Source organism: Massilimicrobiota sp. An142 (genome assembly GCF_002160725.1).
GTDB classification, from domain to species: Bacteria; Bacillota_I; Bacilli_A; order Erysipelotrichales; family Coprobacillaceae; genus Allocoprobacillus; species Allocoprobacillus merdigallinarum.
On record NZ_NFLD01000003.1, the window covers coordinates 76,255 to 89,408 of the forward strand.

The following is a 13,154-nucleotide window of genomic DNA, read 5'->3' on the forward strand; positions in this document are numbered from 1 at the left end:
ATATGTCTTATTCATATAATCAAGCTTATTTATCTTATTTACAAAAACTTTAGGTTTTCTTTACATTGATTTTATATTTTTATTTTACACTTTTTTATCATGAAAATAAACATTTTTTGTTTTACGCATCGACATTGATTTTTCACTAGGATATGACTATAATGAATAGAGACATTGAAAGGAGTTCAAAGTATGGAAATAACAAAAGATATCAGATATGTAGGTGTTAATGACCATCATATTGATTTATTTGAAGGACAATACGTTGTCCCAAATGGTATGGCTTATAATTCTTATGTAATTTTAGATGAAAAGATTGCGATAATGGATACTGTAGATATTCATTTTACACATGAATGGCTAGATAATATTGATGAAGTTTTACAAGGGCGTCAGCCTGATTATTTAATTATTCAACATATGGAACCTGACCATTCTGCTAATATCTTAAACTTTATGAAAGTTTACCCTAACACAACATTAGTGGGGAATGCTAAAACATTTATGATGATAGAACAGTTCTTCGCTTTAGATGAAAACTATCAAAGATTAGTTGTGAAAAACGGTGAAGAATTATGTTTAGGTCAACATACATTATCATTTGTATTTGCGCCAATGGTACATTGGCCTGAAGTAATGATGACTTATGATCAAAAGGATAAGATTTTATTTTCAGCAGATGGATTTGGAAAATTTGGAGCTAACGATGTTAAAGAAGACTGGGATGATGAAGCACGTCGTTACTACATTGGTATTGTTGGAAAATATGGTGCACAAGTCCAGGCAGTGCTTAAAAAAGCTGCAACTTTAGATATTCAAATGATCTGTCCATTACATGGACCTGTTTTAAAAGACAATCTATCACACTATTTAAATCTTTATCAGACATGGTCATCTTATAGTGTCGAAACAGATGGTGTTATGATTGCTTATAATTCTATTTATGGACATACTCAAAAAGCAGTTGATTTATTGGCATCAAAATTAACAGAAAAAGGATGTCCAAAAGTTGTTGTGCATGATTTAGCACGTGATGATATGGCTTTATGTGTAAGTGATGCTTTTCGATATGGTAAGCTTGTTTTAGCTTCAGTGACTTATAATGCAGATGTTTTCCCATTCATGAAAGAATTCATTCATCATTTAACGGAAAGAAATTTCCAAAATCGTACAATCGCATTAATAGAAAATGGATCATGGGCTCCAATGGCTTGTAAAGTCATGAAAGGCATGTTAGAAAACTGTAAGAACATAACTTGGGCTGAAAATCATGTCACTGTTAAATCAGCATTAAATAGTGAAAGTCAAGAAGCCATTGACCAATTAGCGGATGAATTATGTCGTGACTATATTGCCAAATCTAATGATAAAGCAAATAAACATGATATGAGTGCTTTATTTAAAATTGGTTATGGACTTTATGTTGTGACAAGTCATGATGGTAAACAAGATAACGGATTAATTGTTAATACTGTCACACAAGTCAGTGATAATCCAAATCGTGTTGCGGTGAATATTAATAAACAAAATTATTCACATCATGTCATTAAACAAACGGGAAAAATGAATGTTAACTGTTTATCTGTTGATGCTCCATTTAGTATTTTTGAAAGATTTGGTTTCCAAAGTGGTCGTACAGTTAATAAATTCGATGGTTTTGAACCATTATATGCTGACAACGGTTTAGCTTTCTTACCTCGTTATATTAATGCTTTTATGTCACTTGAAGTTGAAGAATATGTAGACTTACAGACACATGGTATGTTTATATGTAAAGTAACAGAAGCGCGCGTCATTTCTGATTTAGATACAATGACTTATACATATTATCAAAATCATGTCAAACCAAAACCTCAAACAGAAGGCAAAAAAGGATTTGTATGTAAAATCTGTGGTTACATTTATGAAGGAGATGTTCTTCCAGAAGACTACATCTGTCCATTATGTAAACATGGTGCTATTGATTTTGAACCAATTCAATAAAAATTCAAAACGAATGATTTATACAATCATTCGTTTTTTTGTGCCGTATCCTGTATGATTTGTCCATCTTCAATACGTAAAATACGATCAGCTACATTAGCAATCATTTCATCATGTGTCACCATAATTACAGTTTCATGATATTTTCTTTGTGCTATTTTTAATAATTGAATCACTTCCTGTGAACTCTTCGCATCTAAATTTCCAGTTGGCTCATCGGCAAAGATAATTGCTGGTTTAGAGGCCAGTGCTCTAGCAATTGCGACACGTTGCTGTTGTCCACCTGAAAGTTCATGAATAAAGGCGTATTTCTTTTCCTTAAGTTTCAATAAATCAATAATCTCATCCACATATTCTTCATCCACCTGTCTATTATCTAAATGAATTGGTAAAACAATATTTTCAATCACATTATGAGTTGTAATCAGATTAAAGAATTGAAACACAAATCCCATTTTTCTCCTTCTTAAACGCGTTAAACGATCATCATTCATATCATAGAGTGATTCTCCCTGTAAATAAACTTTTCCAGCATTTGGCTTTACCAAACCAGCCAATACATGCAATAAAGTACTCTTCCCACTACCACTGGTTCCAACAACAGCCACAAAAGAACCTTCTTCAATTTCTATTGAAATATTCTTAATCGCATCTACCTTGTTTTCAGCATATCCATAAGTTCTTCTTAAATTCTTCCCTTCTAAAATGATCATGATAATCCACCTCCATTATCAATATTCATTAAATCATTCCATAAAACATATAATGGCATCATATAAATAACCACACATATACCTAAACATATGAAACTCATCACAAGAAATTCCACTATAGGAATATAGACAATCTGAAGATAAGATTCTACCAATAAAATCAAAGTTATATTCATAATATTAATAATGACAAAAGAATAAAAACCTTTTTCTACTTCTTTGATTAACATTTCTCTTTTTGTCATTCCCACAATTCTCATCATCATATAATCTCTTTGATGATTGATGAGATAATTTTTATTTAAGTAATAACATAGAATAAAAAACATAATGAGACCAACAATCATCATTTCATTATCTACAAGAAGTGGTATTTCTTCAATTGACCCATTATATCGTGTAAATTCTTTCAATCCCATATCATAGATAGATATTCCTCCAATATCATTATCTTCAATCATTTGTAAATATTGATCACGCTCTTCAAAATCGTCATACCAGATACATAATACAGGATGAGATGATGAAAACATTTTATCGAAAGCTTCTTTTGTCATAAAAATCTCACCATTGATGAACTGATAATCAAAACTATTATAATCATTAGACCTATCGCCTTCGATAGTATATGATTGTACAATTCCTGTAACATAAAAATCATGATTTTCTATTTTTACAATATCTCCTATCGCTATATTTGCATATTCGTTCACTAAAACTTCATTTTCTTTTTGTGGATATGTTCCTTCTATTTGTGCTTTTTTCATCAATTCATCATTAAGTTTTGTCATTTGTGATGATGATGAACTACTAGAAGGTGATTCATAAGCAGCATTTTGATAAGAATACTTATCTATTTCAGGAAAATCAAGCTGTTCAATTTGCTTTAACTGATTGATATCCCCTTCTACTTCAAAATAATAAGTGTTTTTACAATCATAGATATAACTCTCTGGTTGTATCATTTCCTCTTTATATCCCCTGATTATTTGGTTAATCAGTAATGGTACACTGCATAAACAAATCAAAACAATAAATAAAATATTCATTTTTTTATGAGTTTTCCATTCTCTCCAGGCTATACGCCATTTATAAAGATATTTGAATTGGTTGATTCTCACATCAAAATATTTAAACTGTGCATGATCAAAGGTTCCATTTAATGCCTGAGATGAAGATTTTCTAGCAGGATAGATAAAGAAACAGAGAACACTTAAAAATAAAATGAAAGTATAAAAGAGATAAGTAGGCAATGAAAATACATAAATAAAACATTCCTGTGATAAGGATATATAATAAACAATCAAATAGGAAAGCAGTGGTGCAAGAAGAGTTGCTGATAATATGGAAAGAACACTGCATAAGGCAATTTCATACATTTCCATAAGAAAAAGTTGTTTGGTTGTCATTCCAATTCCTCTTAGTAATGCAAATTCTTTGACGCGTCTTTTTAAAAGCGTTGTCGTCAAAGCAATTAATGATACTGCAATTAAAAGACCCGCCTGTAAAAAGACACCAAGATTTGCAGAAATCGTATAAAAATCGTTCCACGCTTCATTATGATTGTATCCATAAACATTAGTATTTTCTTCTATATAATAAGAATCATGAAATGGTACTAAGCTTTGTGGTGAGTCATATAATGAATCGCAATACATAATCACTTCCTCATAATCATCCTGTGGTAAAGTGTAAATATCACAGAACAGATTTTGAGAATTATGGACAATTCCGACAACTTTCATTTTCTTTGTTCCTAAAAGATCCACTTCAACAAGATCATTGATTTTATAGGATAAATCATCACTGACAACAATTTCATTGTCTTGTAAAGGAAAATGTCCTTCTTTTAATGTGATTGCACAAAAATCATAAAAACCTTCATCCCCAAAATCAATATTGAAACCGTCATCTGTTTGTCCTAACATATACATAAAATGATATTCTATGTCCTGATTATCAGCAATTTCTTCTTTTAATAAGTCAAATTCTACTTTTTGGACATTATACTTTATATACCATGAACCATAATACTTTTCATTATAAACTTTATGCATCTGATGATAAGATTGAGTGCCAATGATATAAGTATGAAAAGCTAATGTCATCACAAAGATAAATATGCACATAAAAAGATATTGACTTTTATGAATTTTAACTTGGCGATATGCCAATTGAAATATTGTCTTATTCATATCCTTTCCCTCCTTGTCAATATCTTATCATTCGTAACTTAAATGCCCGTGACTTTTATAATTTTTTCTTTGCGAAAATTTTAGGGAGATAAATTTCAAAAACAGCACCATTTTGATTATAAATATGAATATTGCCATGATGAGCTTCTACAATTTCTTTCACCATTGCCATACCAATACCAGTCCCATTTTTTTGTTTATTTTGACCACGATAAAAACGTTCAAAGATATGTTTTAAATCTTCTTTTGAAAATCCCTGTCCGTAATCTCTTATCACAATACGAATAAGTGTTTCAGTTTCATCAATATGGATATCCACAGTCTGATGTTGACTATATTCTATACAATTCTTCAAAATGTTAATCAAAGCTTCTTTAAACCATTTATAATCACACATGATATTGGGTATAGTCGTCTGTAAATGAATATGAACATCATGTTGTGTCATTAAATAATCCAAATCATTTTCAATATCTTCAATCATCATAGTGATATCTTCTAACTGAAACTGAAATTGGATGCTATGAGAATCCAATAAAGCTAATGTCAATAAATCATTAACTAATGTTTCAATTTTTAATGTCTGTTGATAAATGTGCTGAACTTTGGATAACTCTTGACCCTGCAGACATTCCATCAGCATTTCTTCATTTAAACGCATTGATGTCATAGGTGTTTTGAGCTGATGCGAAATGTTTTCAATATAATCCTTTAATTTAATTTGTTCCTGTGACATGGTTTGTAATAAAGCATGATATCGTTTTTGGAGTGTCGATAACTGAAACGACAATATACTGATGTTTCCTTCACCATCCATGGGTGACATTGACTGATCTTCAATAATGCTTTCACATTGTTGAATAAGATATGTCATCTGTTTTTGATAATGCTGGTATATGATATAAAAAAGAAGACCCAAACTTCCAAACAAAATCATAAAACAGAGCCAAAGGATTTGAAAATCATAAATCAAAAAGAAACCTAATAAACAAAAAATAATGATATAAAGAAGTATCATTATTTTTAAAACATAAGCATTTATTTTTGAATCCATCGATATCCCACCCCTCTCATTGTTTCAATATAAGAACCATGATAAGTTCCTATTTTTTCCCTTAATCTTTTCATATGAACTGATAGAGTATTATCTTCTAAATCATGTCCCGTTAAATGTTCAATCATCATCAAAAGTTGTTGACGTGTCACAACAATCCCCTGATGTTGAACAAGATGAACAAGAATATAATAAGGAATTAAGCCTAAATCTATAAGTTGTCCCTGTTTATATACCTGATAAGATTTGGTATCTATTTTCAAATCTGCAGTATAAATAATATCTTCATCAACAGGAATTCTTCTCAGTAATGCTTCAATTCTTGCTAAAAGTTCCTTAATACCAAAAGGTTTACAAACATAATCATCACCACCAGCATTAAGTCCCTCTACAATAGTATCCTCATCATTTCGACATGTTAAATAGAGGATGGGCATATGATACTTTTTACGAATCTGTCGACATAAAGCTATGCCATTACCACCAGGTAACTGTATATCTAAAATGATCAAATGAATATCATCACAGACATGATCCATAGCTTCTTGATAATGATAGGCCTGAATCACATGATATCCTTTTGTTTCTAAAACTTCTTTTAATGATATTTGTATATGCTCATCATCTTCAACAATCAATATATTTTTCATTTATTATCACCCATTTTATTGTAACATAGAAAAGTGAAATAAAAGTGAAAAAAGATAGGATTTCTCTTATCTCATAGCATGGACTTAAAAATAATTTTGTTTTTAAGTTTGTGCCTTTTTATTATTATGCTTCAATCAAAGACATACACGAAAAAGTGTAAAAACCCTCCTTGCTAAAATTTTTCTTTTGATTTTGCTATTATATTTTATCAATCATTTTATTTGTCGACTGTCTTTTAAAGTTTACTATTTCCACTTTCTATCTTTCAAATCTTGTCCCCTTTGATTTTTATCAAAATGAAAGAGAGATTCTATTTGTAAATCTCTCTTCTATGTCCAATATTAATAACAAGAATGATGAGCTTATCATCTTCTATGTCACATAGAATACGATAATGCCCCACTCTATATCTCCATTGGTTTTTTAGATTCCCTTTTAATCCCTTTCCATGTGCTCGTGGATCAGTACAACCAACAAGATTTTTTGTTATCCACCTCATAATCATAACTTGCGTATATCGATCCATTTTCTTAATTTGCTTCTGAGCGGCTTTTGAATATTCAACTTTGTAGTTCATAAGCCAAGTTCCTTCATAAAATTTTCATGTGATATTGTTTCAGGGTCTTTCAAATATTCTTCATGTGCTTGTTGGGCAATCGCTATATCGTATTCTTCCTCAATTTTTTCCAACAATGCAGTTTTCATTGCTTCACTTAAAGAAATCCCATGAAAATTAGCATAGCTCTTGAACAGTTTCTCTTCCTCTGCATTCAGTCTGATTGAAAAGCTCATAAGAATCACCTCTTTCTGTAATACATTGTACTACGCAAATACTATGCTGTCAATTTTATTATATACATTTTTTGGGACTTCATTACATATCTTGCCTAATAAAAGTTACAACTTCACAAAAATATTCAATCATTTGGACGACCACTATTATTTTTATAACTTTCATCAATATAACATCATCATCCTATACCACAATTCAAATATGAAATCCTATTAAAAAGGCATAAACCTAAGAGTATATCTTAAGTTTATGCCAATGGATGAGAAATACTCATCTTAATCTACCATAACAACAGCACCTTTATATTCATCTTCTACAAATTGTTTTATTTCATCAGATTTTAAGACTTCAATCAATGCTTTAATCTTTTCATCATTTTCATGACCTTCTTGTACTGCAACAATATTCACATATGGATTATCAGCATCTACTGTTTCAATAATTAACGCATCTTCTGTTGGATTTAATCCAGCCTGCAGGGCATAGTTTCCATTAATCGCAACTAAATCTCCTTGATTATTTTGATAAGCAGTTGCAAGTAATTCTGGTTTAATTTCTTCAAATGATAAATTCTTTGGATTAGATACAATATCCTCTGTTGTTGCTTCAAGACGTTCGACATCATCACTTAATTCAATCACTCCAGCATCTTCTAGAATCCCAAGAATTCTTCCATGGTCAGCTACAGAGTTAGAAATAATCACTTCCCCATTTTCAGGAATATCTTTAATATCTTTTATTGTCTGAGAATAAAATCCAAATGGCTCTAAGTGAATACCAGCTTCCTCTACAATTTTATATCCATGTTCACTAAGTTCACCTTCAAAGAATGGACGATGTTGGAAATAGTTAGCATCTACTTCTCCTGCATCTAAAGCTTTGTTGAAAATATAATAATCATCCAACACTTTAATTTCTAAATCAATGTCATATTTTTCTTTCAATATAGGTTTAGCTTCCTCTAAAATTTTAGAATGAGGATCTAATGTTGCAGAAACAGTTAATGTTTTTTCATCACTCGCTGTGTTTCCACCTCCACAACCTGTTAATCCAATAGCTAAAAATAATGCACAAATTCCAATAAATAATTTTTTCATATGTTTTCCTCCCTATCTCTTATCAATTCTTTTCACAATCAAATCACCAATAATCTGTATAATAAAGACAATCACTAAAACAAAGAATGTCGCTGTATACATAACTGGCATATTTTGTCTAGCATATCCATACATATAGGCTAAGTTTCCAAGTCCTCCAGATCCAATACATCCTGCCATAGCTGTATAACCTACCAAAGAAATAGCCATAACAGTCATACTTGAAATTAATGCTGGTTTAGCTTCAGGTATAAGAACCTTTGTAATAATCTGCCAGGAACTTGCCCCCATAGCCTTGCTGGCTTCAATTGTTCCTTTATCAATCTCACTTAAAGCTATCATACACATTCTTGCATAGAAAGGTGCACTTGATAGAATCAGTGCTGGTAAAGCCCCTTTGACTCCTAACATTGTTCCCATAATTTTAATTGTAAACTGTAGAAGCAGGAATATTAAAATAATAAATGGGATAGCTCTAAAAAGATTAATAATAAAATCTAAAATACGATGAATAACTTTATGAGGATAAAGTCCGTCTTCTTTTGTGATATAAAGGATGATTCCTAAAACAAACCCTAATATAACAGCAATCACTAAAGAAATCACTGTCATCAATAATGTTTCCTGGATGGCAACATACATAGCATCCCAGTCAATTTGACTTAAAAATTCACTCATCTTAAATCACCTCCACAATAACCTGATAGTCTTTAAATTTTTGAATGACATCTTCATAATCCTGTTGTGTTCCACCTATGACATTGACAATCAATACTCCAAAAGAACTATCAATTGTATTTGTGAGGTTTCCTGAAACAATACTTAAATCTAATTTTGTTTCTTTAATGACACGAGAAACAATAGGTTGTCTGGAAATATCTTCATCAAATGTTAATCTTAATAAAATACCATCTGGATAAATCTGTTTAAGATTTTCATTTTGCTTATCATCATCAATCTTACTTGATATATCTCTGACAAAACGTTTAGTAATGTGATGATGAGGATGTTCAAAGATATCTTTGACACGACCTGTTTCTACAACTTTTCCTTCACTCATAACAGCGATACGATGACAGATTTTTTGTACGACTTCCATCTGATGTGTAATCATGACAATCGTAATCCCGAGTTTTTGATTGATATCTTTTAATAAATCTAAAATCTGTTCCGTTGTATCAGGGTCCAATGCACTGGTTGCTTCATCACATAACAGAATACTTGGATCATTGGCTAATGCTCTTGCGATACCTACACGTTGTTTCTGTCCACCAGATAATTCACTTGGATAAGCATTTTCACGTCCCTGCAATCCAACCAGTTCAATTAATTCTTTTGCTTTTTGAACACGTTTGCTTTTTTCAACACCAGCAATCTCTAATGGCAATTCAATATTTTTTTGTACTGTTCTTGACCACAATAAATTAAAATGTTGAAAAATCATTCCCATCTCTGTTCTTTTCTTTCTTAAATCTTTAGCATTGTATAATGAAATATCTTCACCATCAATAAAGACTTCTCCACTTGTCTGTTTTTCAAGCTGATTCATAATACGAACAAGTGTTGACTTCCCAGCACCACTATATCCAATAACCCCAAAGATTTCACCATTCTGGATTGTTAAATTAACATCCTGACAGGCATGAATATCTCCTTTAGGTGTATGGAAAACTTTTTGAATATGTTTTAATTCAATCATGAAATCCCTCCTATAAATAAAAAAACTCGTCCCACTAAGGACGAGTATATAACCCGTGTTACCACCTTAATTCATCGTTACATCACTATAACAATCTCTTCGAGTACCAACATACTCTAGTACGATAACGGGTACACCCGCCATTAGCTAAATCATTCACTAATGAAACTCCAAGACCATCTTCATTTATGCCTCAATATTCTTTTCCACCAACCAAGAACTCTCTATCAAATCATCATAAACTACTCTTCTCTTCACTGTTGTTAATAATATATTATCTTGTCTATAAACATTTGTCAAACACTTTTTATAAAAATGCATGATCTATCTGTATCACACAAAAATAGTGTGAATTGATTTGTTGAATCGCTTCTGTGATTTTTTGCTTCAACTCCTGATGTGAAATTTCATCATCAGCAGGCAATAAAACATCAAAAATGAGATTAATATGTGTTGGTCCTTTGACCAGTCGAAAATCATGAATACTATAGTTTGGATTCAATGCCTGAACAATATTTTGAACTTCCTGTTTTAACTGATTTGTAAGTTCATCCATTGTATCAATAGGATCCATATGGATTGTTGTTAAAATATTAAACTTTTCTAATAAATCTCTTTCAATAACATCAATCTGATCATGAACAGTCATGATATCTTCATGGCAATCCACTTCAGCATGAAAAGTCATATATTGACGTCCAGGCCCATAATCATGCAACATAAAATCATGAATACCTAAAACCTGATCAAATGATAGAACATACTCATAGATGTCATTAACCAGTTCTTTATCAGGCGCTTTTCCTAATAATGGATCAACAGTATCCTTAAAAATATCAATTCCTGACTTAAACACAACAATGGAAACAATAACCCCAATTATTCCATCCACAGGAAATGAGGTTACTAAACTTAAACATAAAGAAACCAAGGTTGCAAGAGTTGCACAGACATCATTTAAACTATCTTGTGAAGCTGCTTTTAAAGATGTGGAATCAATGATTTTTCCAGCTTTTCTATTAAAAGAAGCCATCCATAATTTGATAAAAATAGATACCACCAAAACAATGAGGGCACCCCATGTAAAAAGAAGGGCTTCAGGTTTGATAATTTTCATCACTGATTCTTTAAAAGAGGAAAACGCTACTAATAAAATTAAAAAAGAAATGATTAATCCTGCAATATATTCATAACGACCATGTCCATAAGGATGGTCACTATCAGGATGTTTTCCTGCTAATTTAAAACCAAAAAGTGTTGCTAAATTGCTCCCCATATCTGATAGATTGTTAAATCCATCAGCCTGAATAGCTACTGAATGTGTCATAAATCCAAATAATAATTTAAAGATGACCATGACACAGTTACATATAATAGAAAGAACACTACATAGTGTTCCATACTTTTCTCTTATTTCAGGTGCTTGTGTATCTTGATAATTTGGAATTGTTTTTTTAACAATCAAATCAAACATAATTACCTCCTAAAAGATATTAGAAATTTTTTTCAAATAAATATTTCTACCTTTTCTTTGAGCAAGTCCACAATCTTCTAATTCTTGAATATAACCATCAATTTTTTGCTGATCAACATTTTTATGAGCTAAGTCTTTTAAAACTTCAATCATTTGAGGATGATCATCTTTAATATAAGCAAATCCATCATAATCATATAATGGTGTTTTCAACATAACATTCAAACATGCAACATAAGCCCATTTGACTTCCAAACGGACAAGTTTGTATTGCATTGTATCAAACAATGCATTTGGCATATAATATTTATCTTCATGATTTTTTAAATCCTTTATATCATTTTTATCATAACAGATCATTTTTATTCCTCCCTCTATGTTTCTTCATTATAACATAGAATATGACGATTTGGTAAATAATATTATGATTTTCTTATTAATGACACACAAAAGATTTATCATATTCTTTGCTTTTTTAGCCTATACTTTCTATAATGAGGACAATAAAAAGGAGGTTTTCAGATATGAAAATTTATCACAGTATTCAACAGATGGTAGGACAAACACCTATTCTACAATTACATCATATAGAAAAGCAGGAACAAACTCAGGCCCATTTATTCGCCAAGCTGGAATATTATAATCCTGCTGGCAGTGTCAAAGATCGTGTTGCAAGAGGTATGTTATTAGATGCTTTAGAATCTGGAAAACTACAACCTGGTGCAACAATTATAGAACCAACAAGTGGTAATACAGGTATTGGATTATGTGCCATTGGTGTGGCTTTAGGTTTTGAAGTCATTATCGTAATGCCTGATACAATGAGTGAAGAAAGAAGAAAACTCATGAAAGCATTCGGTGCCAAGCTTGTTTTAACACCTGGTCAAGAAGGAATGACTGGAGCCATTAATAAAGCTAAAGCTTTAGCAAAAGACATTCCTCAAAGCTTCATTCCTAGTCAGTTTACCAATCCAAGCAATCCAAAAGCCCATTATCTATCAACAGGTCCAGAAATGAATGAACAGATGGATGGAAAAGTAGATATCTTTGTTGCTGGAGTTGGAACTGGTGGGACAATCAGTGGAGTTGGACAATATTTAAAAGAAAAGAATCCACAGGTACAAATCATTGCGGTAGAACCAAAAGATTCTCCACTCCTTTCAAATGGACAAACAGGTTCCCATCAGCTTCAAGGTATTGGCGCAAACTTTGTTCCTGAAACTTTAGATACACATATTTATGATCAGATAATAACTGTTTCTACTGATGAAGCTTTTGAAGCAGCTAGACAGCTTGCTCAAAAAGAAGGAATTCTTACTGGTATTTCTTCAGGTGCTGCTTTATATGCTGCTAAAACTTTAGCTAAACATCCTGAAAACAAAGATAAGAATATTGTTGTTTTATTACCTGATGGTGGCGATCGTTATTTATCAACAGCATTATATGAATAAAAAAGGGAAGTTATTTCAAAACTATGAAATAACTTTTTCTTTTC

General features: G+C 31.3%; 13 protein-coding genes and 1 other annotated feature. Of the genes, 2 read left to right on the forward strand and 11 right to left on the reverse strand.

All coding sequences use genetic code 11. The features are described 5' to 3' along the window. Positions 1–192 precede the first annotated feature (192 nt). On the forward strand, positions 193–1,983 hold the full coding sequence (locus tag B5E87_RS02245) for a flavin reductase (protein ID WP_087243321.1): 1,791 nt from the start codon (positions 193–195) through the stop codon (positions 1,981–1,983). 26 nt (positions 1,984–2,009) lie between these two features. On the opposite strand, the gene B5E87_RS02250 is transcribed toward B5E87_RS02245, so the two are convergent. The 11 genes from B5E87_RS02250 to B5E87_RS02300 form a co-directional block, all read right to left on the reverse strand. Further along, positions 2,010–2,696 carry an ABC transporter ATP-binding protein gene (locus B5E87_RS02250; RefSeq protein ID WP_164483551.1) on the reverse strand — a complete coding sequence of 229 codons (687 nt, stop codon included), beginning with the start codon at positions 2,694–2,696 and terminating at the stop codon, positions 2,010–2,012. Further along, positions 2,693–4,891, reverse strand: coding sequence for an ABC transporter permease (locus tag B5E87_RS02255; protein WP_087243322.1), 2,199 nt, complete (start codon positions 4,889–4,891; stop codon positions 2,693–2,695). Before B5E87_RS02255 ends, B5E87_RS02250 begins: the two co-directional genes overlap by 4 nt. A 55-nt stretch (positions 4,892–4,946) precedes the next feature. Further along, entirely contained in the window at positions 4,947–5,945 is a 999-nt protein-coding gene (locus B5E87_RS02260) for a sensor histidine kinase (RefSeq protein ID WP_087243323.1), read from the reverse strand. Continuing rightward, positions 5,930–6,595, reverse strand: coding sequence for a response regulator transcription factor (locus tag B5E87_RS02265; protein ID WP_087243324.1), 666 nt, complete (start codon positions 6,593–6,595; stop codon positions 5,930–5,932). Before B5E87_RS02265 ends, B5E87_RS02260 begins: the two co-directional genes overlap by 16 nt. Before the next feature lie 311 nt (positions 6,596–6,906). Beyond that, a complete protein-coding gene (locus B5E87_RS02270; RefSeq protein WP_087243325.1) occupies positions 6,907–7,173 on the reverse strand; it encodes a type II toxin-antitoxin system RelE family toxin in 267 nt (88 codons plus the stop codon). Beyond that, positions 7,170–7,388, reverse strand: a complete 219-nt coding sequence (gene relB / locus B5E87_RS02275; RefSeq protein ID WP_087243326.1) for a type II toxin-antitoxin system RelB family antitoxin — start codon at positions 7,386–7,388, stop codon at positions 7,170–7,172. Before relB ends, B5E87_RS02270 begins: the two co-directional genes overlap by 4 nt. Positions 7,389–7,664: 276 nt before the next feature. Further along, positions 7,665–8,486 carry a MetQ/NlpA family ABC transporter substrate-binding protein gene (locus B5E87_RS02280; protein WP_087243327.1) on the reverse strand — a complete coding sequence of 274 codons (822 nt, stop codon included), beginning with the start codon at positions 8,484–8,486 and terminating at the stop codon, positions 7,665–7,667. A 12-nt stretch (positions 8,487–8,498) separates the two neighbouring features. Next, a complete protein-coding gene (locus B5E87_RS02285; RefSeq protein WP_087243328.1) occupies positions 8,499–9,164 on the reverse strand; it encodes a methionine ABC transporter permease in 666 nt (221 codons plus the stop codon). Position 9,165: 1 nt separating this feature from the next. Further along, positions 9,166–10,185, reverse strand: coding sequence for a methionine ABC transporter ATP-binding protein (locus B5E87_RS02290; RefSeq protein WP_087243329.1), 1,020 nt, complete (start codon positions 10,183–10,185; stop codon positions 9,166–9,168). Between the two features lie 33 nt (positions 10,186–10,218). Next, positions 10,219–10,452: a binding site (T-box leader), on the reverse strand. 40 nt (positions 10,453–10,492) lie between these two features. Continuing rightward, positions 10,493–11,659: a cation diffusion facilitator family transporter gene (locus B5E87_RS02295; protein ID WP_087243330.1), complete on the reverse strand. Its 1,167-nt coding sequence runs from the start codon at positions 11,657–11,659 to the stop codon at positions 10,493–10,495. 9 nt (positions 11,660–11,668) lie between these two features. Beyond that, complete coding sequence (locus tag B5E87_RS02300) at positions 11,669–12,019, reverse strand: hypothetical protein (RefSeq protein ID WP_087243331.1); 351 nt, start codon at positions 12,017–12,019, stop codon at positions 11,669–11,671. A 164-nt stretch (positions 12,020–12,183) separates the two neighbouring features. On the opposite strand from B5E87_RS02300, the gene cysK reads away from it, so the two are divergent. After that, positions 12,184–13,110, forward strand: coding sequence for a cysteine synthase A (gene cysK, locus B5E87_RS02305; protein WP_087243332.1), 927 nt, complete (start codon positions 12,184–12,186; stop codon positions 13,108–13,110). The last annotated feature ends 44 nt before the right edge of the window (positions 13,111–13,154 follow it).